At 72.0% G+C, this 26075-nt stretch carries 24 protein-coding genes; 9 read left to right on the forward strand and 15 right to left on the reverse strand.

The window, feature by feature from the left end; all coding sequences use genetic code 11:
* The first annotated feature begins 73 nt into the window (after window positions 1–73).
* The 3 genes from pufL to pufC are packed head-to-tail and all read left to right on the forward strand — an operon-like array spanning window position 74 to window position 3050.
* A complete protein-coding gene (gene pufL, locus N1F89_RS07430) occupies window positions 74–919 on the forward strand; it encodes a photosynthetic reaction center subunit L (protein WP_290082976.1) in 846 nt (281 codons plus the stop codon).
* An 11-nt stretch (window positions 920–930) separates the two neighbouring features.
* The gene (gene pufM / locus N1F89_RS07435) at window positions 931–1908 is read left to right on the forward strand and encodes a photosynthetic reaction center subunit M (protein WP_290082977.1); all 978 of its coding nucleotides are present in this window, start codon (window positions 931–933) and stop codon (window positions 1906–1908) included.
* Window positions 1905–3050, forward strand: coding sequence for a photosynthetic reaction center cytochrome PufC (pufC, locus tag N1F89_RS07440; protein WP_290082980.1), 1146 nt, complete (start codon window positions 1905–1907; stop codon window positions 3048–3050). Before pufM ends, pufC begins: the two co-directional genes overlap by 4 nt.
* A gap of 142 nt (window positions 3051–3192) precedes the next feature.
* Here the strand turns inward: pufC and idi are convergent, their stop codons facing one another.
* From idi to bchF, 15 genes are all read right to left on the reverse strand, one after another.
* Window positions 3193–3711, reverse strand: coding sequence for an isopentenyl-diphosphate delta-isomerase (idi, locus tag N1F89_RS07445; protein WP_290082981.1), 519 nt, complete (start codon window positions 3709–3711; stop codon window positions 3193–3195).
* 109 nt (window positions 3712–3820) lie between these two features.
* Window positions 3821–5038, reverse strand: a complete 1218-nt coding sequence (gene hemA, locus N1F89_RS07450) for a 5-aminolevulinate synthase (protein WP_290082982.1) — start codon at window positions 5036–5038, stop codon at window positions 3821–3823.
* On the reverse strand, window positions 5029–5952 hold the full coding sequence (gene puhE / locus N1F89_RS07455; protein ID WP_290082983.1) for a putative photosynthetic complex assembly protein PuhE: 924 nt from the start codon (window positions 5950–5952) through the stop codon (window positions 5029–5031). The genes hemA and puhE overlap by 10 nt, the downstream gene beginning before the upstream one ends.
* 14 nt (window positions 5953–5966) lie before the next feature.
* On the reverse strand, window positions 5967–7055 hold the full coding sequence (acsF, locus tag N1F89_RS07460) for a magnesium-protoporphyrin IX monomethyl ester (oxidative) cyclase (protein WP_290082984.1): 1089 nt from the start codon (window positions 7053–7055) through the stop codon (window positions 5967–5969).
* The gene (locus N1F89_RS07465) at window positions 7052–7357 is read right to left on the reverse strand and encodes a hypothetical protein (RefSeq protein ID WP_290082986.1); all 306 of its coding nucleotides are present in this window, start codon (window positions 7355–7357) and stop codon (window positions 7052–7054) included. The genes acsF and N1F89_RS07465 overlap by 4 nt, the downstream gene beginning before the upstream one ends.
* A complete protein-coding gene (gene puhC, locus N1F89_RS07470) occupies window positions 7354–7842 on the reverse strand; it encodes a photosynthetic complex assembly protein PuhC (protein WP_290082988.1) in 489 nt (162 codons plus the stop codon). Before puhC ends, N1F89_RS07465 begins: the two co-directional genes overlap by 4 nt.
* 23 nt (window positions 7843–7865) lie before the next feature.
* Complete coding sequence (gene puhB, locus N1F89_RS07475; RefSeq protein WP_290082990.1) at window positions 7866–8543, reverse strand: photosynthetic complex putative assembly protein PuhB; 678 nt, start codon at window positions 8541–8543, stop codon at window positions 7866–7868.
* A complete protein-coding gene (gene puhA, locus N1F89_RS07480) occupies window positions 8540–9331 on the reverse strand; it encodes a photosynthetic reaction center subunit H (RefSeq protein ID WP_290082992.1) in 792 nt (263 codons plus the stop codon). Before puhA ends, puhB begins: the two co-directional genes overlap by 4 nt.
* 24 nt (window positions 9332–9355) lie before the next feature.
* A complete protein-coding gene (locus N1F89_RS07485; RefSeq protein WP_290082994.1) occupies window positions 9356–10768 on the reverse strand; it encodes a BCD family MFS transporter in 1413 nt (470 codons plus the stop codon).
* A gap of 26 nt (window positions 10769–10794) precedes the next feature.
* Window positions 10795–11496 carry a magnesium protoporphyrin IX methyltransferase gene (gene bchM / locus N1F89_RS07490; protein ID WP_290082996.1) on the reverse strand — a complete coding sequence of 234 codons (702 nt, stop codon included), beginning with the start codon at window positions 11494–11496 and terminating at the stop codon, window positions 10795–10797.
* 10 nt (window positions 11497–11506) lie between these two features.
* Window positions 11507–12436 (reverse strand): ferredoxin:protochlorophyllide reductase (ATP-dependent) iron-sulfur ATP-binding protein, encoded by a 930-nt coding sequence (gene bchL / locus N1F89_RS07495; protein ID WP_290082997.1) that lies wholly within the window; start codon window positions 12434–12436, stop codon window positions 11507–11509.
* Window positions 12433–16161, reverse strand: coding sequence for a magnesium chelatase subunit H (locus N1F89_RS07500; protein ID WP_290082998.1), 3729 nt, complete (start codon window positions 16159–16161; stop codon window positions 12433–12435). Before N1F89_RS07500 ends, bchL begins: the two co-directional genes overlap by 4 nt.
* On the reverse strand, window positions 16133–17674 hold the full coding sequence (bchB, locus tag N1F89_RS07505; protein WP_290083000.1) for a ferredoxin:protochlorophyllide reductase (ATP-dependent) subunit B: 1542 nt from the start codon (window positions 17672–17674) through the stop codon (window positions 16133–16135). Before bchB ends, N1F89_RS07500 begins: the two co-directional genes overlap by 29 nt.
* A gap of 3 nt (window positions 17675–17677) precedes the next feature.
* The gene (locus N1F89_RS07510; RefSeq protein WP_290083001.1) at window positions 17678–18994 is read right to left on the reverse strand and encodes a ferredoxin:protochlorophyllide reductase (ATP-dependent) subunit N; all 1317 of its coding nucleotides are present in this window, start codon (window positions 18992–18994) and stop codon (window positions 17678–17680) included.
* Window positions 18991–19512 carry a 2-vinyl bacteriochlorophyllide hydratase gene (bchF, locus tag N1F89_RS07515; RefSeq protein WP_290083003.1) on the reverse strand — a complete coding sequence of 174 codons (522 nt, stop codon included), beginning with the start codon at window positions 19510–19512 and terminating at the stop codon, window positions 18991–18993. Before bchF ends, N1F89_RS07510 begins: the two co-directional genes overlap by 4 nt.
* Window positions 19513–19804: 292 nt before the next feature.
* Here bchF and N1F89_RS07520 point away from each other — a divergent pair, with 292 nt between their 5' ends.
* The 6 genes from N1F89_RS07520 (at window position 19805) to N1F89_RS07545 (ending at window position 26073) form a co-directional block, all read left to right on the forward strand.
* Window positions 19805–20677 (forward strand): hypothetical protein, encoded by an 873-nt coding sequence (locus tag N1F89_RS07520; RefSeq protein ID WP_290083005.1) that lies wholly within the window; start codon window positions 19805–19807, stop codon window positions 20675–20677.
* Window positions 20678–20699: 22 nt separating this feature from the next.
* Entirely contained in the window at window positions 20700–22118 is a 1419-nt protein-coding gene (ppsR, locus tag N1F89_RS07525; protein WP_290083007.1) for a transcriptional regulator PpsR, read from the forward strand.
* A 95-nt stretch (window positions 22119–22213) separates the two neighbouring features.
* On the forward strand, window positions 22214–23140 hold the full coding sequence (chlG, locus tag N1F89_RS07530; protein WP_290083008.1) for a chlorophyll synthase ChlG: 927 nt from the start codon (window positions 22214–22216) through the stop codon (window positions 23138–23140).
* Complete coding sequence (locus N1F89_RS07535; protein WP_290083011.1) at window positions 23137–24492, forward strand: BCD family MFS transporter; 1356 nt, start codon at window positions 23137–23139, stop codon at window positions 24490–24492. Before chlG ends, N1F89_RS07535 begins: the two co-directional genes overlap by 4 nt.
* Window positions 24493–24496: 4 nt before the next feature.
* On the forward strand, window positions 24497–25687 hold the full coding sequence (locus N1F89_RS07540) for a geranylgeranyl diphosphate reductase (RefSeq protein ID WP_290083012.1): 1191 nt from the start codon (window positions 24497–24499) through the stop codon (window positions 25685–25687).
* An 83-nt stretch (window positions 25688–25770) separates the two neighbouring features.
* Window positions 25771–26073, forward strand: a complete 303-nt coding sequence (locus N1F89_RS07545) for a hypothetical protein (RefSeq protein ID WP_290083014.1) — start codon at window positions 25771–25773, stop codon at window positions 26071–26073.
* The last annotated feature ends 2 nt before the right edge of the window (window positions 26074–26075 follow it).

Below are 26075 nucleotides of genomic sequence, written 5' to 3' on the forward strand. Positions count from 1 at the left end.
AGCCCGCCCGCCGCCAAACCGCCTCATCCAGCGGCAGGCACGTCCTGCCGATGCCTAGCGTGGAGGGACGACCATGGCGTTGCTCAGCTTCGAACGGAAGTACCGCGTGCGCGGCGGCACCCTCGTCGGCGGAGACCTGTTCGACTTCTGGGTCGGGCCGTTCTACGTCGGCTTCTTCGGTGTCACGACGATCTTCTTCACGGCCCTCGGCACGGCGCTCATCGTCTACGGCGCCGCGCTCGGGCCGACCTGGAACATCTGGCAGATCTCGATCGCGCCGCCCGACATCAGCTACGGCCTGGCGCTGGCGCCGCTCACGGAGGGCGGGCTGTGGCAGATCATCACGATCTGCGCGCTCGGCGCGTTCTGCTCCTGGGCGCTGCGCGAGGTCGAGATCTGCAGGAAGCTGGGCATCGGCTACCACGTGCCGGTCGCCTTCGGCTTCGCCATCTTCGCCTACTTCACACTGGTGGTGATCCGCCCGCTGCTGCTCGGCGCCTGGGGGCACGGCTTTCCCTACGGCATCTTCAGCCATTTGGACTGGGTGTCGAACGTCGGCTACCAGTACCTGCACTTCCACTACAACCCGGCGCACATGATCGCGGTGTCGTTCTTCTTCACCACGACGCTGGCGCTGTCGCTGCACGGCGCGCTGATCCTGTCGGCGGCCAATCCCGGCCGCGACCGGCTGGCGCCCGGCCGCCAGGCCGAGGTCAAGACGCCGGAATACGAGGACACCTTCTTCCGCGACACGATCGGCTATTCGATCGGCACGCTCGGCATCCACAGGCTCGGCCTCGTGCTGGCGCTCAACGCCGGCTTCTGGAGCGCCGTGTGCATCGTCATCAGCGGTCCGTTCTGGAACGAGGGCTGGCCGCAGTGGTGGTCGTGGTGGCTCGACCTGCCCTTCTGGAGCTGAGGAGACCGGCCATGCGCGAATATCAGAACATCTTCACGGCGGTGCAGCTTCGCGGACCGATCGAGCCCGGCATCCCGCTGCCGGCGGGCGACAGCCCGCGCACCGGCCAGGGCGGCGTCGAATACTGGTTCGGCAAGATCGGCAACGCCCAGGTCGGGCCGATCTATCTCGGCTTCATCGGCACGATCTCGATCGTGTGCGGCACCATCGCCTTCGTCATCATCGGCCTCAACATGTGGGCCTCGGTCGGCTGGGACCCGATCCAGTTCGTGCGCCAGCTCTTCTGGCTGGCGCTCGAGCCGCCGCCGGCCGAGTACGGCCTCGAGATCCTGCCGCCCCTGCAGGAGGGCGGCTGGTGGCTGATCGCCGGCTTCTTCCTCACCACCTCGGTGATCCTGTGGTGGGTGCGCATGTACCGGCGCGCCCGCGCGCTGGAGATGGGCACGCACGTGGCCTGGGCGTTCGCCTCGGCGATCTTCCTGTTCCTCAGCCTCGGCTTCATCCGGCCGCTGCTGATGGGCAGCTGGGCCGAGGCGGTGCCGTTCGGCATCTTCCCGCATCTCGACTGGACCGCGGCGTTCTCCATCCGCTACGGCAACCTCTACTACAACCCCTTCCACGCGCTCTCGATCGTCTTCCTGTACGGCTCGGTGCTGCTGTTCGCCATGCACGGCGCCACCATCCTGGCCGTCAGCCGCTACGGCGGCGAGCGCGAGATCGAGCAGATCGTCGACCGCGGCACCGCGTCGGAGCGGGCGGCGCTGTTCTGGCGCTGGACGATGGGCTTCAACGCCACCATGGAATCGATCCACCGCTGGGCCTGGTGGTTCGCCGTGCTGACGCCGCTGACCGGTGCCATCGGCATCCTTCTGAGCGGCACCGTGGTCGACAACTGGTACCTTTGGGGCATCAAGCACGGCATCGTGCCGCCGGCGCCCGACCTGTGGCCCGACGTCGCCGATCCGGCCCTGTCAGGAGGCACACAATGAGACTGTGGATTCCTTTCGCCGCCGGCGCCGGCGCGCTGCTGACGATCGCCAGCATCGTGGGGGCCGACTGGGACCTGCCGCCGGTCGAGACCGTCGGGGTCGGCTATCCGGGCTCCGGCATGGTTCTGGTGCAGGATGTCGAGGAGAGCGCGGCGCTGGCCGCCGCCAACGTGCCGCCGCCCTCGCCCTACACGCCCGATCCCGAGGGCGAGCGGGCCTCCGAGTTCTACGAGAACGTGCAGGTGCTGGGCGACCTGTCGGTCGACGAGTTCAACCATCTGATGGCCTCGATCACCGAATGGGTCTCGCCCGAGCAGGGTTGCGCGTACTGCCACGACATCGAGAACCTGGCCTCCGACACCGTCTACACCAAGGTGGTCGCCCGCCGCATGATCCAGATGAACCAGACGGTCAACGCCGACTGGACGGACCATGTCGGGCAGGCCGGCGTGACCTGCTACACCTGCCACCGCGGCAATCCGGTGCCGGAAAACGCCTGGTCGACCGGCGCGCCGGAGCCGGCGCCGGCCGGCGGCATGGCCGGCTACACCGGCAGCCAGAACCGCGTGGCCGAGGTGACGGCCTACTCGTCGCTGCCGCACGAGGCGCTCGAGGCCTACCTGCTCGAGGACCGGCCGATCCGCGTGCATTCGTCCACGGCGCTGCCGACCGGCGAGAACCAGGCGGACATCAAGGACACCGAATGGACGTGGGCGCTGATGATGCACATGTCGCGCGGGCTCGGCGTCAACTGCACGGCCTGCCACAACTCGCGCGCCTTCAACGACTGGGACGAGAGCCCGCCGCAGCGCGTCACCGCCTGGCACGGCATCCGCATGGTGCGCGAGATCAACAACGCCTATCTGACGGGCCTGGCGCCGGTGTTCCCGGACAACCGGCTCGGCCCCGAGGGCGACGTGCTCAAGGCCAACTGCGCGACCTGCCACAACGGCCAGCTCAAGCCGCTCAACGGCGTGTCGATGCTGGAGGACTACGTCAACTCGCTGACCCGCAAGATCAGCACCGAGGTGCCCGACTTCGAGAGCTACCGGCCGGGCGAGACCGAGCTGCTGGCGCCGGGCTCGACGTCGGACGCCGGCCCGGCGCGGCCGGCGGCCTCGTCCTACGCCGCGGCCGAGTAGCCGGGCGACGACAGGGCGCCGCGCCCCGCGGGGCGGCGCCGGCTTCGGGGCGCGACCGCCGGTCGCGCCCTTCTTCTTGCGTGCGATGCTGCGAAAAGGCCGCGCGGGCTGCCGGCGGCCAGGGCGCGCGCCACGCCGCCCCTCAGATCACCAGGTCGGCGAAGCGCTCGACGTAGATGCGGAACCACGGGGTGAAGGCGTCGGGCCGTGCGGCGATCTCCTCGCGCAGCGCCGCCGGGGCGACCCAGCGCGTCGCCGACACCTCCTGCGGGTCGGGGCGGATCGCCAGCCGCGCACGGTCGGCCTGGCCGACATACATCGTCACCTTCTCGTGCTCGTGCAGCCCGCCGCCGACATCGGCGGCATATTCGACCACGCGGCGGCGCTCGAGCGGCACCGAGAAGCCGAGCTCCTCGCGCAGCCGCCGGTCGGCGCAGTCGGCCAGCGATTCGTTCCAGTGCGGATGGGTGCAGCAGGTGTTGGCCCACAGCCCGCCGCAGTGATACTTGCGCGCCGCGCGGCGCTGGATCAGCAGCTCGCCGCGGTCGAACACGAAGACCGACACGGCCAGATGGAAGACCGCGTCGGCATGGGCGCGCAGCTTCTCGATGGGAAACAGCGAGCCGTCGGCCGCGATCGCGGGAATGATGATGTCGCTCAAGGCTTCGCCCTCGCGCTTGCGGACAGCGGGCGGACGGCCATCTGCCGGCCGCTGCGGCTGCCGGCGGGCGAGGCCGCCCGGCCGGGCCGGTCCTGCCGCCCCTGCCCCGTCAGGCCACCGCGCGGGCGAGCGCGCAGCGCGACCACAGCTCGTTGAGCGCGCCGACCAGATGGTCGATGTCGGCGTCCGAGTGCAGCGGGGTCGGCGTGATGCGCAGCCGCTCGGTGCCCTTGGGCACCGTCGGATGGTTGATCGGCTGCACGTAGATGCCGTGGTTCTCCAGAAGCAGGTCGGAGATCCACTTGCACTTGGCCGCGTTGCCCACCATCACCGGCACGATGTGGCTCGGATTGGGCATGTGCGGGATGCCGGCGGCGTCGAGCAGGCTGCGCACCCGGCGCACCCGCTCCTGGTGGCGGCGGCGCTCGAACTCGCTCCGCTTGAGATGGCGGATCGAGGCGGCCGCGCCGGCCGCCAGCGCCGGCGGCAGCGCCGTCGTGAAGATGAAGCCCGAGGCGAAGGAGCGCACGAAGTCGACCAGCGCGGACGACGCGGTGATGTAGCCGCCCATCACGCCGAACGCCTTGCCGAGCGTGCCCTCGATGACGGTGAGCCGGTCCATCAGGCCCTCGCGCTCGGCCACGCCGCCGCCGCGCGGGCCGTAGAGGCCGACGCCGTGCACCTCGTCGAGATAGGTCATCGCGCCGTGGCTGTCGGCGACGTCGCAGATCTCCTTGATCGGCGCGATGTCGCCGTCCATCGAGTAGACGCTCTCGAAGGCGACCAGCTTCGGCCGCTCGGGGTCGTCGGCCGACAGCAGCCGGTCGAGATCCTCGGGCGAATTGTGCTTCCACACGCGCTTGTCGGCGCGGCTGTGGCGGATGCCCTCGATCATCGAGGCGTGGTTGAGCGCGTCGGAATAGACGATGCAGCCGGGAATCTTGCTCGCCAGCGTGCCGAGCGCGGCCCAGTTGGACACGTAGCCCGAGGTGAAGATCAGCGCCGCCTCCTTGCCGTGCAGGTCGGCGAGCTCGGCCTCGAGCAGCGCATGGTCGTGCGTCGTGCCGGAGATGTTGCGCGTGCCGCCGGCGCCCGCGCCGCAGCGGTCGATCGCCTCCTTCATCGCGGCGCGCACGATCTCGTTCTGGCCCATGCCGAGATAGTCGTTCGAGCACCACACCGTCACGTCGTGCGTGGAGCCGTCGTCGCGGTAGCGGGTGGCGCGCGGAAAGTCCCCGGCGTGACGCTCCAGCTCGGCGAAGACGCGGTAGTTGCCCGCCTCGCGCAGGCCGTCGAGCGCCTGTTCGAAAAACCGGTTCATGTCCATGACGTGCCTCCCGTTCTAGGCGCGGCCGGGGCTGGACCGCGCCGCTTCGCATAATCGACTGGAAGGGCGGCGCGGTGGGGCGATGTCGCCCGCGCCCCCTTCAACACCACACGCCTGCCGATCGCAAGGGGCGCGTGGCCCCCTGCGGCATCACGTTCGTCCGCGGCCGGCGCCATCCACGCCCAAGACAGCGCGTCGGGCACCGGCAGCACCAGGAAGAAATGCTCGGCGATCGCCAGGCCGGCAAGGGCGGCGATCAGCGTCGCGGCGACCGCCAGGTGCAGCGCCTCGGCCGTCGCCGCCAGGTAGCAGAAATAGCCGAACGGCACCGCCGCCAGCGCGATGATCGCGGCGAAGGCGCGGCTCGTGCGGTCGGTGCGGAAATAGCTCGTCAGGTAGTCGAGATGCGGCGGGATCAGGCCGCTGACGGAGAACGGCGCGCCGAGGAAGATCGTCAGCTTGGCGCTGACGCGCATGCCCCACAGGACGAGGAAGGTCCACAGCCCCGCCTGGTTCGGCGCGCCCCACACGAGCAGCGCCACCAGGCCGGCCGACGCCAGGATGGCGAGCTCGTGGTCGCGCAGCGTGGCGAAGGCGGCTGCGAAGCGCCGCCAGCCGGTCAGCTCCGGCGGACAGGGCGTGCGCCGCGGGCCGGTGACGAAGCCGAAGAGGAAGGCGATCTCGTGCCAGGCCCACACGGCGAGCGCCGACAGGAAGGCGAGGTAGACGCCGGCCAGGCTCTCCTGGCGCGCCGTCCAGGCAAGGCCGGCGAGCCCGGCCAGGGCGAGCGCGGTGAAGCCGGCAAGGACCAGCCGCGGCCGCGCCGCGCCGCGCCGCGCGGCGAGGAAGACGAAGCCGGTGGAGACCCACCAGACGACGACGGCGACCAGCACTGCGGCGGCGAGATGGGCCACCGGCGCCTCCCTTCCTACCAGACCGGCTCGAGCCGGCCGTCGGCCGGCACGGCGTTGTGCTTGGCCGGAATGGCGTACAGGCGGGCGAAGTTGAGCGCGGCGGCCGCGCCCCAGAAGCCCTTGCGCAGGCGCCCGCCGAGGCCGCCGTCGGCATCGGCGCGCGCCATCGCCTGGCCGATGCGGTTCATCCGCTTCAGCCCGGCCACGAAAGCCGGGTTGTCGAGATCGAGCACCAGCGGAAAGACCTGGCGCGAGATCTCGCTGGTCAGCCGGAAGACGCGCATGTCGTACTCGTCGATCTCGATGCCGAGGCCGCGGTGGAAGGCCGGGCGGGCATGGTCGCGCACATACATGGTGGCGAAGACGGCGAGCAGGAAGAACTTGATCCACAGCTTGTTGCGCCCGGAGGTCAGCCGCGGGTCGGTGCGCATCAGCAGCGAGAACGCCTCGCCGTGGCGGAACTCGTCGTTGCACCACTTCTCGAACCACTTGAAGATCGGGTGGAAGCGGTTTTCGGGATGCCGCTCGAGGTGGCGGTAGATCGTGATGTAGCGCGCGTAGCCGATCTTCTCCGACAGGTAGGTGGCGTAGAAGATGAACTTCGGCTTGAAGTGGGTGTACTTCTTGGCCTTGGCGAGAAAGCCCATGTTGACGCCGATGCCGAACTCCTTGAGCGCGTCGTTGATGAAGCCGGCATGGCGCGACTCGTCGCGGCTCATGAAGCCGAACAGCTCGCAGATGTCCTTGTTGGTGCCGCGCCGCTTCATCTCCTTGTAGAGCACGCAGCCGGAAAACTCGGCCGTCAGCGAGGAGACCAGGAAGTCGATCAGCTCCTTGCGCAGGTCCTCCGGCAGGCTGTCGAGGTCGAGCGTCTCCCACTCCTCGGTGCGCTTGAAGTGGCCCTTGTTGGGGTCGGCGCGCATCTCGGCGAGCAGCGCGTCCCATTCGGCGCGGATCGGCGACACGTCGATGCGGTCGAGCTCGTCGAAGTCGGTCGTGTAGAAGCGCGGGTTGAGCATCGTCGATTCGAGCGCGGTGCGCGTCGTCTCGTTCTGCTCATCGAAGCCAGCGGCCGGGGCCGCGGGGTTGACGTGCGTGTTCATAGCGTCGCCCTTTCGGAAAAGGAGAATTCGCACAGCTCCATGAACTCCAGGTCGCCGGTGGCGCGCGTCCAGGCGCGCTCGAGCCGGCTCGCCCGGGTGATCGTGGCGTTGCGGCGGAAGGTCTGCGCCTGGCCATAGGGCACGGCCACGGGCGCGCCGTGCACCAGCACCTCGTCGCCGGGATGCACCACCACGCCGCCGTCGAAGCGCACATGCGCGGCCAGGCTGTCGAAGGTGTTGTTGATCTCCACCGTGCAGGGCACTTCGATCCGCTGCCGGCGGAAGGGGCTCTTGAGCTTCATCGCGCGATCCTCCCCGGGCTGTCGAGAAACTGGGCGAAGGCGGCCGCATTGTCGGCCCCGAAGGCGTCGAGATAGATGCGTTCGCCGGTTGCGGTGTCGGACAGCGAGATCGCCCCGCTGTCCCAGCGGATCAGCCGGTAGGGCTTGTCGGCGGCCGCGCCGGCGGCCAGGCGCATGCGCGCCAGCGGGCGCAGCGCGCCGCGCACGAAGCCGCCCTCGCCGGCCGGAAAGACGGCGACGGTGGCGCCCGAGCGCGCGTCGGCGACGACCACCGTGTCGTCGTCGTGGCGGGTCAGCACGATGTCGCGGATCGCCTGCGGCGTGCCGAGCGCCACGCGCACGGTGCCGATGCCGGTCGTCTGGCCGAACACGATGGCGCCGGCGGCGAACAGCACCAGCCCGATGGCGGCGAACAGCGGGTAGCGCGGAAAGCGCGGCGCGCGGCGGCCGGGCGCGATGGCGGGAACGCGGGCGGCTGCGGTCATCGTCTTTCTCCTCCCTGCCCCGGCTACTCGGCCGCCAGGCGCGCGGCGGCCAGCACCTCGCCGTCGATGTCGGCGCAGGCCGGACGGCCGGCCGGCCGGTCGGCCACGCCCACCGTCTTCTCCAGCTCGGCGGCGAGCAGCGCGGCCACCCGGTCGACGTCGGCAAGGCAGATCAGCGCCGGCTCGGGACGGGCGAAGCGCCACGGCCGGTTGTGCGGCCACAGCATCAGCCAGGAGAACTTGTAGTCCTCCTTGAGCGCCAGCGTGATCGTGCCGCTGCCGTCGCGCTCGCGCTGAACCGCGGCCGACGCGATGTTGGCGAACGGCACGTTGAGCGTGATCGACAGGCCGACACCGATGCGCATGACGATGCGCGCATTGGTGATCGTGTAGAGCGTCGTCTTCTGCACGCCGAGACCGAACAGCTCGAACAGCGCCAGCCCGATGGCGCCGAGCAGCGCCAGCACGCCGACGGCGAACAGGATCGAGCCGGCGGTGCGGCCGTCGGCATAGCCGGCCAGCGCCGCCCAGCCGGCCAAGAGAACGAAGTAGCCGGCGAGCCAGCGCGTCTTCAGGATGCGGCGGGCGACGAGACGGCCGGACGGACGCCCCTGCCAGACGATGAACTCGCCCTCGGGCGGCCGTTCGGGCAGGCCCGGCAGCGGCTCGTGGTCGTGCTCGCGGGCGACGGGCTCGGTCATAGCAGGGCCTCCTGGCGCTTCGGCGTGGCGTAGAGCTGGCCGCCGCCGTAGTAGGCGACGACGCGCTCCTCCTCGAGCCGCGTCACCTGGTCGGGGGCGGCGAGGCCCGGCACGTTGGCGAACTGCGCCGCGGTGATGGCGTGCACGTAGACCACGCGCTCGGCCCCGCGGGCGCTGCGGAAGACGCTGAAGTTGATCGGCAGCAGCACGCTGCGCGCCTCCTCCCCGCCGTCGGTCAGCGCGACCTCGAGATAGCGGATCAGATGCTCCTCCATGTCGACCCAGATGTCGCGGACGGTGCCGGCCAGCACGCTGTCGCAGCCGACGACCCGCATGCCGCGCGGATCGGGGTCCTCGCTCGCCACCGTGACCTCGGGAGCGACCCGCATCGGCACGATGCGCGGCGCGCCGCGCGCGGTGACGTCGGGCCGGTCCGCGCGCTCGGCCCACGAGCCGGGGCCGACGCCGGCCAGCATCGGGTCGCCGGTCGGCACCGAGGCCGCGCCGGAAAAGGCGGCGGTGCGGGTGGTCGAGATGGCGCGGGTGTCGCGGCTGCCGTCGGGCACGCGCACGTCGGGGTGGCCGTGGCCGATGACGAAGGTCTTGGCCGGCGGCACGAACAGGAAGCCGTGCTTGTTGTAGCGGCCGGTCACGTCGTCCTCGAGCGGATAGCCCTCGCGCCGGTCCTCCTGGCGCAGATACCAGATGAGGCCCGCGAAGAAGACCCAGAACGCGTACAAGGTGACCTGCGCAACGTCGATATTCCCGACAATCGATCCGGTTTCCATGACGGACCTCCCGTGGCTAGCGGCTCATCCCGGCAGATCGGCGAGGCCGAAGCGGGACAGCCGGTCACGACCCTTCGCGAACCGCCTTCCGGCGAGCGGTCCGAGAACGGCCAAACTGACGAAAAGCAATGCGATCTCCAGATGGTAGACGGTGTTGTAGCCGGTCGACGGCGTGACCAGCGCGGCACCCAGCGCGCCGTCGAGGGCGAGCGCGTTGACCGCATCGCGGATGATGCCGCCGAGCGCTAGGCCGACGCCGATGGCCGTCGCCTGCACCGCGCTCCACGCGCCGATGGCAAAGCCGCTGTCGGTGCGCTCGGCCAGCTCCATCGCCGCCAGCATGGTGCCGACGGCGAACAGGCCGCTGCCGAAGCCGATCACCGCCGTGCCGGCGCGGAACAGCGCCGCCGAGGCGAGCGGCCCGGCGAAGATGACGGCCGAGAAGGCGGCGATGCCGGCGAGCGCGCCGAGGGCGGCGACGCGGTGCATGTCGAAGCCGCCGGCGAGCAGCCGGCCGGCGAGCGCGAAGCCGGCCAGCGTGCCGGCCGCCCACAGCGCGGTGAGCAGCGTCGTCTGCGCCACGGTGAAGCCGAGGATCTCCGCACCGTAGGGCTCGAGCAGCACGTCCTGCATGCTGAAGGCGGCCGAGCCGAGGCCGACGCCGACGAGCAGCCGCGGCGTGCGCGGATCGGAGCGGTAGAGCGCGAAGACCTCGGCGAAGCGCGGCCGCGGCCGGTCGGGCCGGGTGCGCTGCGGGTCGCGCGGCTCCTGCTTCCACAGCGCGGCGACGTTGAGCAGCACGGTGACGACGGCGGCCCCCTGCACGACCTGGATCAGCCGCTTGGGCGAGAACTCGGCAAGCAGCAGGCTGAAGGCGAGCGAGGCGGCGATCATGCCGACCAGCAGGACGACGTAGACCAGCGCCACCACGCGCGGCCGGTTGCGCTCGGCCGACAGGTCGGTGGCGAGCGCCAGGCCGGCGGTCTGCGCCATGTGCATGCCGAGGCCGGTGAGCAGGAAGGCGGCGGCCGCGGCGACCGGACCGGCCCATGTCGGCCCCAGCGTCTGCGACTGCAGAAGCAGCAGCGCGAAGGGCATGATGGCGAAGCCGCCGAACTGCAGCAGCGTGCCGAGCCAGACATACGGCACGCGGCGCCAGCCGAGCACCGAGCGGTAGGTGTCGGAGCGGTGGCCGATCAGCACGCGCAGCGGCGCGGCGAGCACCGGAATGGCGACCATCAGCGCCACCAGGCTGGTCGGCACGCCGAGTTCGACGATCATCACCCGGTTGAGCGTGCCGGTCAGAAGCACAGCGGCCATGCCGACGGAGACCTGGAACAGCGACAGCCTGAGCAGCCGGCCGAGCGGCAGGTCCGGCGAGGCGGCGTCGGCGAACGGCAGGAAGCGCGTTCCCACCGACTGCCAGAACGCCACCATGCGTCCGCCTGCAGAGGCCCGACCGATCATCGCCTGGCCACCTCCATCGCATGCGAGATGTAGAAGCCGCAGTCGACGCGCTCCACCGGGCGCGGCTGCCAGCCGCCGAGCGCCGGCTCGGCCGAAAGCCGGCGGACCATGGCGCGCGGCGCCACCGGCTCGATGGCCGGCGCGCGGTCGGCGCGCGGGAACAGGCGGCCGGCCATGTGCATGGCGAGGAGCAGCGGCGTCGCCGGCGCCACGGTAAAGACGATCGCGCGCTCGGTGCGCTCGGCCAGCCGCGCCACCGCGGCGACCGCGTCGGCGGCGCGATAATGAATGAGCGAATCCATCGCCACCACCGCGTCGAAGCGGCCGTGCTCGGGCGCCAGCATGTCGCCGGCCCGGAACGTCACGCGGCCCGGCCCGGCGATCGCCGGCGCGGTCTCGGCGGCGAAGCGCACCATCTCCGGCGACAGGTCGATGCCGGTGACGTCGGCGCCGCGGCGCGCCAGCGCGACGGCGAGATGGCCGGCGCCGCAGCCCGCGTCGAGCACGCGCCAGCCGGCGAGGTCGTCCGGCAGCCGTGCGGCAAGCGCGCGGCGCATCGCCGCGCGGCCCTCGCGCACCGTCGCGCGGATGCGGCTCAGCGGCTCGTCGGAGGCGAACCTCTTCCAGGCGTCGACCGCCGTGCGGTCGAAATAGACCTCCAGCTCGCCGCGCCGTCTGAGATAGCTCGCTCCGGCCATCGTCCGCGTCCTATTCGAAGCCCAGGAACTCGAAGATGTCGCGATCCTTCATCGGCGACGCGTCGAGCTCGTCGGAGCCGTTCCACAGATGCTGCGCCAGGCGCAGATACTCCTCCTGGATGGCGCGCACCTCCGGCGTGTCGTCCATCTCGAACAGCGTGCACTTCTTCAGCCGGCTGATGCGCACGGTGTCGGAATCGGGCACATGCGCCAGCCGCTCGAGGCCGATCGCGGCGTTGAAGCGGTCGATCTGGTCGGTCTCGCGCGAGCGGTTGGCGATAACGCCGCCGAGCCTGACGTCGTAGTTCTTCGACTTGGCCTTGATGGCGGCGACGATGCGGTTCATCGCGAAGATGGAATCGAAGTCGTTGGCCGCCACGATCAGCGCCCGCTCGGCATGCTGCAGCGGCGAGGCGAAGCCGCCGCACACCACGTCGCCGAGCACGTCGAAGATGACGACGTCGGTGTCCTCAAGCAGCCGGTGCTCCTTGAGCAGCTTGACCGTCTGGCCGACGACGTAGCCGCCGCAGCCGGTGCCGGCCGGCGGGCCGCCGGCCTCGACGCACTGCACGCCGTTGTAGCCCTCGAAGACGAAGTCCTCGGCGCGCAGCTCCTCGGGGTGGAAGTCGACCTCCTCGAGGATGTCGATGACCGTCGGGATCAGCGACTTGGTCAGCGTGAAGGTGGAATCGTGCTTGGGGTCGCAGCCGATCTGCAGCACGCGCTTGCCGAGCTTGGAAAAGGCGACCGACAGGTTGGACGAGGTCGTCGACTTGCCGATGCCGCCCTTGCCGTAGATCGCGAAGACCTTGGCGCCCTCGATCTCCAGCGACGGGTCGAGATGCACCTGCACGCTGCCTTCGCCGTCGCTTCCGCGGGCCGCCTCGCGCAGCGCCCGGGCGTCGCGGGCGGCGGTCTTGGGATGGGTGTAGACGTTCATGCTGCGGCCTCCACGGTGATGCCTTCCACCCGGTCCTCCAGCTCGTCGCCGGCCGCGCGCAAGGCGTTCCAGGTGTCGTCGTCGGGCGTCCAGTAGCGCCGCTCGCTGGCCTCGATCAGCCGGTTGGCGAGCTTGGCGCTGGCGCGCGGGTTGAGCGCGGCCATGCGCCGGCGCATCGTCTCGTCGAGCACGAAGGTCTCGGCCAGGTGGCGGTAGACCCACGGCGCCACCTGGCCGGTGGTGGCCGACCAGCCGAGCGTGTTGGTGACGTGGCTCTCGATCTGGCGCACGCCCTCGTAGCCGTGCGCGAGCAGCCCCTCGTACCATTTCGGATTGAGCATGCGGGTGCGCGTCTCCAGCGCCACCTGCTCCGACAGGGTGCGCACCTTGCCGGTGCCGCAGGTCTGGTCGCCGACATAGACCGCCGGCTCGCGCCCGCCGGCCCGGCGCACCGCCCGGCTGATGCCGCCCAGCGTGTCGAAATAGTGGTCGATCGAGGTGATGCCGAGCTCGAGCGATTCGATGTTCTGGTAGGCCGCCTCGACGTCCTTGAGGATGGCGCCGAGCAGCTCGGGCTGCTTCACCGGCCGGCCGTCCACCGCATAGGCGAAGCACTTGCGGCGCGTGTAGGTGTCGGCGATCTCGTCCTCGTCGTCCCAGGCGCCGCTGTCGATCAGCATGTTGACGTTGGAGCCGTAGGCGCCGGCCGCGTTGGAGAAGACGCGCAGCGCCGCCGTCTCGAGCGGGCAGCCATGCGCCTCGGCATAGGCCAGCGCATGGGCGCGCACCGGGTTCTGGTCGAGCGGCTCGTCGGCCCTGGCCGCCTCCAGGCTCGCCTCGGCGAGCAGCCGCGTCTGCAGCGGCAGCAGGTCGCGGAAGATGCCCGACAGGGTGACCACCACGTCGACGCGCGGCCGGCCAAGCGCGGCGAGCGGGATCAGGTCGGCGCCGGCCAGCCGGCCGAAGCCGTCGAAGCGCGGCGTGGCGCCGATCAGCGCCAGCACCTGGGCGATCGGCGCGCCCTCGCTCTTCAGGTTGTCGGTGCCCCAAAGCACCATGGCGAGCCGCTTGGGCACCGCGCCGGTGTCGCGGGCCAGCCGCTCCAGCAGGCGCTCGGCCTGGCGCTGGCCGTCGGCGACGGCGAAGGCGCTCGGCAGGCGGAAGGGGTCGAAGCCGTGCAGGTTGCGCCCGGTCGGCACGATGTCGGGCGAGCGCACCAGGTCGCCGCCGCTGACCGGGCGCACATAGCCGCCGCCGAGCGCGTGGATCAGCGCCGGCAGCTCGTGGTCGACGGACAGGTCGGCGGCCAGCCGGGCGAGCCGCCGGCCGGTCTCGGCCGCCGCGCGGTCCTGGGTCGCCGGCGCGCGGCCGGCGGCGATCGCGGCAACGGCGGCATCGTCGAGCCGGTCCTCGCCCATCGCCTCGTTGACGGCGGCCAGGAGGTCGGCGCGCGCCTCGGGCGCCGGCGGACGGCCGACGACGTGCAGGCCGTGCGGGATCAGCGTCGTCTCGAACTCGCGCACCCGCTCGGCGAGCGCGGACACCTCGGCCGCGCCGTCGGCGCTCCATGCCGCGTCCTCGGCGACGAGATCCAGCGCGGCGGCCTGCGTGCGGATCGCCTCGGCGAGCCGCACGCGCTCGTCCTGCGCGGCCGGCGGCAGCGCGCGCCAGCGGTCGAGCGCGCTCTTGAGGTCGATGAGCCCCTTGTAGAGGCCGGCATGGCCGACCGGCGGCGTCAGGTGGCTGACCAGCGTGGCGGCCGAGCGGCGCCGCGCGATGGTGCCTTCCGACGGGTTGTTGGCGGCGTAGAGATAGACGTTCGGCAGGTCGCCGATCAGCCGGTCCGGCCAGCACGCGCCGGACAGGCCGACCTGCTTGCCCGGCATGAACTCGAGCGCGCCGTGGGTGCCGAAATGCAGCACCACGTCGGCGGCGAAATCCTCGCGCAGATGGCGGTAGAAGGCGGCGAAGGCGTGCGTCGGCGCGAAGCTCTTCTCGAACAGGAGCCGCATCGGGTCGCCCTCGTAGCCGAAGGCGGGCTGCACGCCGACGAAGACGTTGCCGAAATGCCGCCCGAGCACGAACAGCCGGGCGCCGTCGCTCTGGTGGCGGCCGGGCGCCGGGCCCCACTGCGCCTCGATCTCCGGCAGGAAGGTCTCGCGCCGCACATGGGTGTCGGCGTCGACGAAGGCGGCGACGTTGGCCGGCATGCCGTGGCGCTCGGCGTTGCCGCCGAGCACGGCCGCGCGCAGCGCCTCGGCGTCGGCCGGCAGCGCGACCGTGTAGCCGTCGGCCTGCAGCGCGGCGAGCGTGTTGAACAGCGAGGCGAAGACGTCGAGATGGGCGGCCGTGCCGGTGGCGCCGCCATTGGGCGGGAAGTTGTAGATGACGGCGGCCACCTTGCGCTCGGCCGCCGGCTTGCGGCGCAGGCGCACCAGCTTGTCGACGCGGGCCGCGAGCATCGCCGCGCGCTCGGCGTCGCAGCCCATGTCGCGCGCCGCCCGGCCGCCCTCGCCGCCGCGCCGCCCGCCATAGAGCATCGGACCGGTGGCGCCGTCGATCTCCGGCAGCGCCACCATGATCGTCGTCTCGACCGGCGTCAGGCCCTGCTCGCCGGCCTGCCACTCGGGCAGCGACTGGAACTCGGTGGCGAAGGCCGACAGGTAGGGCACGTCGAGGCGGGCGAGCATCGCCTCGGCGGCGGCGGCGTCGTTGAAGGCCGGTCCGCCGACCAGCGAGAAGCCGGTGAGCGAGACCACCGCGTCGACCGTGGCGCGGCCGTCCTTCATGAAGAAGCGCTCGATCGCCGGGCGCGCGTCGAGACCGCTGGCGAAGGCCGGCACGACGGCGAGCCCGCGTGCCTCCAGCGCCCGGATGACGCCGTCGTAATGGGCGGTGTTGTCGGCCAGCACGTAGGAGCGCATGACGATCAGGCCGACCGTGCCGCTCGTCCCGGCGCGCGCCTTGCCGCGCAGGCGGGCAAGCGCCTCCGGATGGTCGGCGACGCGGGCGGCGAGGTCGGGGTGGTAGAGGCCGACGTCGGGATAGTGCACCGGATCGGCCGCGCGCACCGTGCGGCGCAGCGCCGCCCGCGGCCCGGCGGCATAGCGCGAGACGAGGAAGCGCACCAGGTTGACGATGTTGTCGTCGGAGCCGGCGAGCAGATATTGCAGCGTCAGGAAATAGGCGCGCACGTCCTGCGCCTTGCCGGGAATGTACTTCAGCAGCCGCGGGATCGAGCGCAGCAGCTTCATCTGGCCGCGGCCGGCCGAGGCGCCGCTCCTGTGCTGGCCGCGCAGCCGCTTCAGAAGGCCGATCGCGCCGCCGCTCGGCTGCGCCATGGAGAAGTCGCCGATGCGCGTCAGCCGCACGATCTCGGCCGCTGCCAGGCAGCCGACCATCGCGTCGCAGGCCTCGCGGCGGGCCGCCAGCCAGGGGCCGACGCGGCGCACATGCTCCTCGAGGAAGATCATGTTGGCGACCACGATGTCGGCACTCTCGATGTCCTTGCGGCAGCGCTCGGCCGCCGCCTCGTCGCCGCCCCATTCCGTCACCGCGTGCAGCGTCAGCTCGAGGCCCGGCAGCTCGCCGCGCAGCACCGCGCGGGCCCGGGCGACCGCGCTCGCCATATGGCTGTCGAGCGTGACGATCGTCACCTTCACGGCAGGGTCCGCCGGCGCCGCGCCGGCGCCGCGCTCAGCGGCCGAAATGCGCTTTTGCGTCATAGAGCGTCTCGACGGTGATGGGGTTCAGACCGCGCTCGGCGGCAAACAGCTCGGTGTTGCGGCGCGCCCGGCCGCGCACGAAGAACGGGATCTTCTTCAGCTCGCTCTCGGCGTCGGAGGTCCAGGCGGGCGCGCGCTCCTCGGCGCCGTCGGCCGGCGGCGCGGCGGCCGGCGCCGCCGTCTCGAGCGCGGCCAGATGCGAGGCGTCGGCCTGGTCGTTGAACTCGAAGTCCTCGCGGAACATGCCGAGCAGATGCTCCTCGAGGCCCATCATCAGCGGGTGCACCCAGCTGTCGAAGATGACGTTGGCGCCCTCGTGGCCCATCTGCGGCGAGTGGCGGGCGGGAAAGTCCTGCACGTGGACGGGCGCCGAGATCACCGCGCAGGGCACGCGCAGGCGCTTGGCGACGTGGCGTTCCATCTGCGTGCCGAGCACGAGCTCGGGCTGGCTGGCGACGATGGCGGCCTCGACGTCGAGATGGTCGTCGGTGATCAGCGGCTCGACGCCGTGCTCGGCGGCCGCCGCGCGCACCTGGCGGGCCTGCTCGCGCGCATAGGTGCCGAGACCGCAGACGCGGAAACCGAGCTCGTCGCGGGCGATCCGCGCGGCGGCGACCGCGTGCGTGGCGTCGCCGAAGATGAAGACGCGCTTGCCGGTCAGATAGTTGGAATCGATCGAGCGCGAGTACCACGACAGCCGCTCGTCGGCGCCGTCGAGCGCGGGCGCGGGATCGACGCCGGCCAGCTCGGCCACCTGCATGACGAAGTCGCGCGTCGCGCCGACGCCGATCGGCACCGTGTCGACCGCCGGCTGGCCGTATTCGCGCGTCAGCCAGCGCGCCGCCGGCTCGGCGATCTCGGGATAGAGCACGATGTTGAAGTCGGCCTCGGGCAGCCGCGTCAGGTCATGCGGGCTGGCGCCGAGCGGCGCCACCACGTTGACCGGCACGCCGATCGCGTCGAGCAGCTTTCGCACCTCGACGAGGTCGTCGCGGTTGCGGAAGCCGAGCGCGGTGGGGCCGAGGATGTTGCAGCGCTTCGGCGCAGCGGCTTCGCGCTGCGGCCGTTCGCGACCGCCGGCGAAGCCGCGCACCAGGCGGTAGAAGGTCTCGGCCGCGCCCCAGTTCTCCTTCTTCTGGTAGGAGGGCAGCTCGAGCGGCACCACCGGAATGTCGAGGCCGAGCGCCTTCGACAGGCCGCCGGGGTCGTCCTGCAGCAGCTCGGCCGTGCACGAGGCGCCGACCAGCATGGCCTGCGGCCGGAAGCGCTCGGCCGCCTCGCGGCAGGCGCGCTTGAACAGCTCGGCGGTGTCGCCGCCCAGATCGCGCGCCTTGAAGGTGGTGTAGGTGACCGGCGGCCGCGCCTTGCGCCGCTCGATCATGGTGAACAAGAGGTCGGCATAGGTGTCGCCCTGCGGCGCGTGCAGCACGTAGTGCAGGCCGTGCATGGCGGTGGCGACGCGCATGGCACCGACATGCGGCGGGCCCTCGTAGGTCCATACGGTGAGCTGCATGGCCTAGACCTCCACCTTGAGGGCGGCGCGGCGCACGAAGGGGCGGGCGAGCAGCTCGGCCAGGTCGCCGGCCTGCTCGTAGCCGTGGATCGGCGAGAAGACGAACTCGATCGACCACTTGGTCGTCAGGCCCTCGGCCTCGAAGGGGTTGGCCAGCCCCATGCCGCAGATCACCAGGTCGGGCCGGGCGGCGCGGCAGCGCTCGATCTGGCGGTCGACGTCCTGGCCCTCGCTGACGGCGATGCCGGCCGGCAGCAGCGCGAACTCCGGCTCGGTGTGACGGCGGTGCAGGAAGGGGCTGCCGATCTCGACGATCTCGGCGCCGGTCTCGCGCGCCAGGAAGCGGGCGAGTGCCGGCTCGAGCTGCGAATCGGGAAACAGGAAGACGCGCCTGCCCTCGAGCCGGTCGCGGAAGCGGGCGACGGCGCGGCGGGCGCGCTCGCGGCCCGGCGCGGTGATCGCGTCGAAACGGTCGTCGGCCACGCCGAACGCCTCGGCGGCGGCGCGCAGCCAGGCGGTGGTGCCCTCCTCGCCGAGCGGCATCGGCGCGGCGATGCGCTGCGCGCCACGCGCTGAAAGCGCGCTCGCGGTGGCGCCGAGATAGGGCTGGGCGAGCAGGAAGCGGGTGTTCGGCCCGACGGCCGGCAGCGCGGTGCTGCGGCGCGCCGGCAGGAAGGCGACGCGCGCGATGCCGAGACCGTGGAAGATGCGCAGCATCTGGTCCTCGACGACGTCGGCGAGCGCGCCGGCGACCACGAGCGACGGCGCCGCACCGGCCGGCTCGCCCGGCATCTCGGCGACCAGCGCGGTGAGGAAATTGTCCTCGCCCTCGGTGAAGGTGGTCTCGATGCCGCTGCCCGAATAGCTGATGACGCGGCGCTCGGGCGCGTGCTGGCTGTCGAGGCGCTGCGCGGCGCGACCGAGGTCGAGCTTGATGACCTCGGAGGGGCAGGAGCCGACGAGCACCAGGAGCCGGATGTCGGGCCGGCGCGCGACGAGCCGGGCGACGACGCCGTCGAGTTCCTCGTTCAGGTCGGCCATGCCGGCCAGGTCGCGCTCGTCGATGATCGCCGTGGCGAAGCGCGGCTCGGAAAAGATCATGACGCCGGCTGCCGACTGCATGAGATGGGCGCAGGTGCGCGAGCCGACGATCAGGAAGAAGGCGTCCTGCATCTTGCGATGCAGCCAGATGATCGAGGTGAGCCCGCAGAACACCGCGTGCTGGCCGCGCTCGCGCAGCGGCTCGGCGGCGCTGCAGGCCGCCGCCGCCGGGCCGTCGCCGGCCGGGCCGGCCCTCTGGGTGCGGGCGGGGGCGTTCACGGCGCCGGCTCCGGCAGCGCGCCGGCGCGCGGCGCGGCCGCCGCGCCCTGAAGCCGCGCCTGGCGCAGCTTCCACAGGAACTGGCCGGCATTGACGAGATAGGCGGCGTAGGCGGCGAGCGCCAGCGCCATCAGCCCCGCCGGCGGCAGCAGCGCGTATGCGTAGGCGACGAGATAGGCGGTGTGCAGCGCCAGCACCGCCATGGAGAAGACGTCCTCCCAGAAGAACGGCCGGGCGAACAGGTAGCGGCCGAAGACCTGCTTCTCCCAGATCGAGCCGGTGACCATGATGGCGTAGAGCGTGGCGGTCTTGGCGACGACCGAGAGGTTGGCGGCGGCAAGGCCCGTCCCGGTGACGAGATAGCGCGCGATCAGCACCAGGCTGACGGCGAAGACGAGGAACTGCACCGGCGCCAGCACCCCCTGCACCACCGTCCATGGCGAGGCGTCGCGGCGGCGCCGCTCCTCGGCCGTGTAGAGCGGGCCCGGGCTCCGGTCTGTGCTGCGGCGGCTGGACATGGCGCTCGAAATCTCCGCCTCCCTCGGAAAGCTCGAGGGGAACTGTAAACCCGGCCAATCTGGAGTGTCAACTTTTCTTGACGTAATGCAGTATTTACAAACCCGCCTGCCTGCGTCATTCTGATCCTGTTAACTGGACCCGCCGACAGGGCAGAGCGTCCATCCGGGGCCGCAACCGCGCGAGGCGCGCACCAGGCCCGACGCTCCCGCTCCGCTTGACGCGCCCAGGCATCACGCGGGGACCGAGCGTCGCGCCCGCGGCGCCGTCCGCCATCCGGCCCGAGGATGGACCATGAACGACGACAGCCTGCACACCGAGCGCACCTGGCAGCCCGCCCCGGTCGACGACTTCGCCTGCTTCGAGGCGGCGGCGCGGCCGACCGCCGAGATCCTCGCCGAGGCGATTCGCGGCGAGGTGCTGCGCGAGGTGGCCGTGCGGCTGAGCCGGCGGCTGGCGCTGCTCGAATCGCCGCGCCGGCAGACGGAGATGCGCGTCGAGGAGTTCAAGAAGCTGCTGCTCGCGCCGCCCGATGCGAGCCGCTTCGACCCGCTCGCCTATCTCGACACCATGCGGCTGGAGACCGACGACAAGCTGATGTTCCTGGAATCGGTGGCGCGCAGCCTGGGCGACGACTGGGCCGAGGACAGCCGCAACTTCCTGGAGGTGACGATCGCCATGGGCCGGCTGCAGTGCGTGCTGCGCCGGGTGTGCCAGTCCGAGCGGCGGTTTCTCGCCGGCGACTGCGCCGGCTCGGTGCTGCTCGCCGTGCCGCCGGGCGAGGAGCACGGCTTCGCGCAGTGCCTTCTGGAGGAGCTTTTCCGCGCCTGCGGCTGGGACACGATGCTCGTGCAGCCGCAGTCGACGGCCGACATCCGCGTCCACCTGGAGCGGGCGCGGTTCGACATCGTGTGCTTCTCCTGGGCGAGCGGCTTCCTCGCGCCGCAGGTCTCCGAGACGCTGCGTCTGGTCGAGCGCATGCCCCGGGCGCGGCGGCCCGTCGTCATCGCCGGCGGCTACTCCGCCGAGCGCCGGTCGGGCTGGCTCGTGCGCCACGGCGTTGACTGCATCTGCGAGACCACTTATCTCGCATTGAAACGGGCTCAGGAATGCGTGGCCGCGCGACGCTCAACCGCCGCGCTGCCGCTGCGGGTTCAGGGCCCCTAGAGAACCGGGACCGAAAGCGCATATGGACGATCGGATCTCACGATCAACCCATCGCACCTTCAGCGAATCTGAAGAGCTCTTCGCTTCGGTCGGCGGCAACATCGCTTCCTATCTGGCCTCGATCGGCTCGGACATCTCGCTGGTGCTGAGCCTCGACGGCGTGATTCGCGACGTCGCCTACCGCGACGCCGGTCTCGAGCGCTACGGCATCGACGACTGGATCGGCAAGCGCTGGCAGGACACCGTCACGCCGGAGAGCGTGGAGAAGATCTCCGCGCTGATCGACGAGAGCGCCAAGGGCATGACGACGCGGCGCCGGCAGGTCAACCACCCGGCCAAGGGGCTGCCCGACCTGCCGGTCGACTACACCGTCATCGCCATCGAGGGCCTGCCCTACCGCGTCGCGCTCGGCGACGACCTGCGCACGCTGGCGGAGATCCAGAGCCAGCTCGTGCGCGCCCAGCTCGAGCTCGAGCGCGAGTACCGCAAGATCCGCGAGGCAGAGACGCGCTACCGCACCGTGTTCCAGAAATCCGATCAGCCGATCCTGATCGTCGACGGCGCGGAGCGGCGCATCGTCGACGCCAACCTGTCGGCGGTCAAGCTGCTCGGCCGGCCGCTGCAGAAGCTGATCGGCGAGGCGCCGACCAGCTTCCTGGAGCGCTCGGAGCGCGAGAGCGCGGCCGAGGCGCTGAGCGAATCGCAGCACAGCGGCACCGCCAAGCTGATCCGCTCCAGGCTCAGCGAGCCCGGCGCCGAGCAGCTCATCTCCATCGATCCGTTCCGAGAGAACGGCCGCAACAACCTGCTCCTGCGCTTCATCGACAGCGAGCCGGGCGAAGGCGTGCCCGGCGAGGACCTGTTCCAGACCCTGCCGGAAGGCCTGGTGCGCACCGACATGAAGGGCGTGGTGCGCGACACCAACGACCAGTTCCTCGACCTGGTCAGCGTGCTCAACAAGGACCGCATCGTCGGCCGCAACCTGAACAACTGGCTGGGCGCCTCGCCGGTCGACATGAACGTGCTCCTGTCGCGGCTGCGCGAGGAGGGCCAGGTGCGCCAGTTCTCCACCGTGGTGCGCGACGAGCTCGGCGGCAGCCGCTCGGTCGTCGTCTCGGCCGGCGTCTACCACGGCAACGGCGAACCGATGATCGGCCTGCTGATCGCCGAGGCGCCGCGGCGCGAGAGCGCGGTGCCGGCCATGCAGCCCGGCGGCCTCGCCTCCGGCTCGTCCGACTTCTCGCAGCTCGTCGGCCGCGTGCCGCTCAAGGAGCTGATCCGCGAGGCCGTCGACGTCATCGAGAAGATGTGCATCGAGGCCGCGCTGCGCCAGACCGACAACAACCGCGCCTCGGCGGCCGACATGCTCGGCCTCAGCCGGCAGAGCCTCTACATCAAGCTGCGCCGCCACGGGCTGGAGAACTTCGGGTCGGGAAGCTGACGCAGCCGACGGGCGTCAACTTTTTTTTACATGCGCCGGCCGCCGACATGTCAATATAGATTGACACTCGACCATGCCGCGCCTAGCATCCGGGCATGGTCGCGCCTTCCGTCACACGGCCGGCCGCGACGGTGCCCGCACCCGGCGCGGTGCTGTCGCTGCTCAAGCCGATCACCTGGTTTCCGCCGATGTGGGCCTATGGCTGCGGCGCGCTGTCGGTCGGCGCGGCGAGCGGCGCGCGCTGGCCCTACGTGCTGGCCGGCGTGCTTTTGGCCGGGCCGCTGGTGTGCGGCACCAGCCAGGCCGTCAACGACTGGTTCGACCGCGAGGTCGACGCCATCAACGAGCCCGACCGGGTGATCCCGTCGGGCCGCGTGCCCGGCCGCTGGGGGCTCGGCATCGCCGTCGCCTGGACGGCGCTGTCGCTCGCGGTGGCGAGCCTGCTCGGACCCTGGGTGCTGGTCGCCGCGGCACTCGGCCTGGCGCTCGCCTGGATGTACAGCGCGCCGCCCTTCCGCCTCAAGCGCAACGGCTGGATCGGCAACGCCGCCGTCGGCTTCTCCTACGAAAGCCTGCCGTGGCTGACCGCGGCGGCGGCCGCGCTCGGCGGCTTTCCGCCGCTCGAGGTGGTGCTCGTCGCGCTGCTCTACGGCCTCGGCGCGCACGGCATCATGACGCTCAACGACTTCAAGTCGATGGAAGGCGACCGCCGCATGGGGCTCGCCTCGCTGCCGGTGCAGCTCGGCGCGCGCGGCGCGGCGGCGCTGGCGAGCGGCGTCATGGCCGCCGCCCAGCTCGCCGTCGTCGCCCTGCTCGTCCTGTGGCAGCAGCCCTGGCACGCCGCCGCGGTCGGCCTGCTGCTCGGCGCGCAGGTGGCCTGCATGGCCCGGCTGCTGCGCGACCCGGCCCGCTTCGCGGTGTGGTACAGCGCCGTCGGCGTCGGCCTCTACGTGCTCGGCATGGCGGTCGCAGCGCTCGCCCTGGCGGCGCTCGGCGCCAGCGCGGCGGCGGCGGGCGCATGACCGCGCCGGCGGCATCGGGCGCGGCGCGCGGCCTCGGCTGGGTCGCCATTGCGCGGCTCGGCCTGGTGCAGGCCGCGCTCGGCTCGATCGTGGTGCTGACGACCTCGACGCTCAACCGCGTGATGGTGGTCGAGCTGGCGCTCGCCGCCGTGGTGCCCGGCCTGCTCGTCGGGCTGCACTACGCGGTGCAGATCGCGCGGCCGCTGTGGGGCCACGGCTCCGACGTCGGCGGCAGCCGCACGCGCTTCATCCTCGGCGGGCTGGCGCTGCTGGCGCTCGCCGGCACCGGCGCGGCCGCCACCACCTTCCTGTTCGAGCGCGGCTTCTGGCCGGGCTTCCTCGCCGCCCTCGCCTGCTTCACGCTGATCGGCGTCGGCATCGGCGCCTCCGGCACCTCGCTGCTCGCGCTGCTCGCCAGCCGCACCGCGCCGGCGCGCCGGCCGGCGGCGGCGACCATCGTGTGGATGATGATGATCCTCGGCATCGTCGTCACCGCGCTGGTGTCGGGCAGCTTCCTCGATCCCTACTCGCACGGCCGCCTGGTCGCCGTCACGGCCGCCGCCGGCACGCTCGCGCTGGCGATCGCCGCGCTCGCGGTGACCGGCATCGAGCGGCGCGCGGCGGTCGCGGACAGGCCGGCCGAGGCGGGGCCGGCGCCGCGCTTCTCGGAAAGCCTGGCGGAGACCTGGGCCGATCCGCGGGCGCGACTGTTCACCGTCTTCGTCTTCGTGTCGATGCTCGCCTACAGCATGCAGGACCTGATCCTGGAGCCGTTCGCCGGCTTCCTGTTCGCCATGACGCCGGGCGAGACGACGCGGCTTTCGGGCACCCAGCACGGCGGCGTGTTCATCGGCATGGCGCTGGTCGGGCTGGTCGGCAGCCTGCTGGCGCGGCGCCGGCCGGAGGTGCTCAGGCTGTTCACCGTCGGCGGCTGCATCGGCTCCGGCCTGGCGCTCGCCCTGCTCGCCGTATCGGCCTCGCTGGCGCCGGCCTGGCCGCTCAAACTCAACATCTTCGCGCTCGGGCTGGCCAACGGCGCCTTCGCCGTCGCCGCCATCGGCACCATGATGGCGCTCGCCGGCGCCGGCCGGCCGGCGCGCGAGGGCATCCGCATGGGGCTGTGGGGCGCCGCGCAGGCGGTCGCCTTCGGCCTCGGCGGCTTCCTCGGCACCGTGGCGGTCGACGTCACCCGCGCGCTGACCGGCGACGTGGCGCTGTCCTTCGCCATCGTCTTCACCGGCGAGGCGGCGCTGTTCGTCGCCGCCGCCCTCATTGCCCTGCGCGTCGGCGTGGCGACGCGCGGCGAAGGCCCGGCGCCCGCCGCCGCGGCCCCCCTCCAGCCCGCGGAGTAGCGCCATGACCGGAAGCGCCTGGGACGTCATCGTGGTGGGCGGCGGCCCGGCCGGCGCCACCGCCGCCGCGCGGCTCGCCGGGGCCGGCCGCAGCGTGCTGCTCGTCGACCGCGAGGGCCGCACCAAGCCGTGCGGCGGCGCCATCCCGACGCGCGCCATCCGCGACTTCGCCATCCCGCCGGAGCTGCTCGCCGCGCGCGTGCGCAGCGCACGCATCATCGCGCCGAGCGGCCGCGCGATCGACATGCAGATCGGCGACCTCGGCTATGTCGGCATGGTCGACCGCGACGTGTTCGATCCGTGGCTGCGCGACCGCGCGGCCGCCGCCGGCGCCACGCGGCTTGCCGGCACCTTCCGCGCGCTCGCGCGCAACCGCGACGGCACGGTGACCGTGACCGTGGCGCCGAAGGACCGCAGCCCGCCGGTGCACCACCGGGCGCGCGCGGTGATCGGCGCCGACGGCGCCAACTCGGCGGTGCGGCGCGCCGTCTTCGGTCCGGCCAAAACGCCGCCCTACGTCTTCGCCTACCACGAGATCGTCAAGTCGCCGGCCGGCGCGACGGAGGCCTTCCGCCCCGACCGCTGCGACGTCGTCTACGACGGCGCCATCTCGCCCGATTTCTACGGCTGGGTGTTTCCGCATGGCGGCCAGACGAGCATCGGCTGCGGCACCGCGGTCAAGGGGCACAGCCTCAAGGCGGCGACGCGGCGGCTGCGCGCGGAGGCCGGCCTGGCCGAGGCCGAGACGGTGCGCGAGGAAGGCGCGCCGCTGCCGCTCAAGCCGATGCGGCGCTGGGATGACGGGCGCAACGTGGTGCTGGCCGGCGACGCGGCCGGCGTGGTGGCGCCGTCGTCGGGCGAAGGCATCTACTATGCCATGCTCGCCGGCACGCTGTGCGCCGAGGCCGCCGAGAGCCTGCTCGCCACCGGCCGCGCCGGCGCGCTGAAGGCGGCGCGGCGGCGCTTCATGCGCGAGCATGGCCGCGTCTTCCTGGCGCTCGGCCTGATGCAGTGGATCTGGTACCGCAGCGACAAGCGCCGCGAGCAGTTCGTCGCCATGTGCGCCGACGCCGACGTGCAGCGGCTGACCTGGGAGGCCTATCTCAACAAGCGCCTGGTGCGGCGCGAGCCGATGGCGCACATGCGCGTGTTCTTCAAGGACCTGCAGCAGCTCCTCGGCCTGGCGGCGCGCTGAGGCATGGCGGGGCGCGCACGGCCGGCCCGGCGGGCTTCGCCCCGCGGCACCGCGGCGCGGCCGGCCGCCGGCCGGACGGCGTGATGCCCGGCTGGCTCGAGCCGCTGTTTGCCGGCGGGCGCATCGCCGAGCTGGCGATGGCGGTGCTCGTGGTGGAAGGCGCGCTCCTCGCCTGGCTGGTGCGGAGCGCCGCCTGGCGGCGGCTTCTGCTCGTCAACGCGCTCGCCGGGCTCGCCCTGCTCGGCGCGCTGCGCGCCGCGCTGCTCGACGCCGGCCCGGTGTGGCTGGCGCTGTGGCTGGCGGCCGGGCTTGCCGCGCATGTCGCCGACGTGATCCTGCGGCTGAAGCAGGCGCGCGCCGGCCGGCCGAAGCCACGCGCCCCGTAAGG

The sequence above is a fragment of the Aquibium sp. A9E412 genome, from assembly GCF_030398335.1.
GTDB lineage: Bacteria > Pseudomonadota > Alphaproteobacteria > Rhizobiales > Rhizobiaceae > A9E412.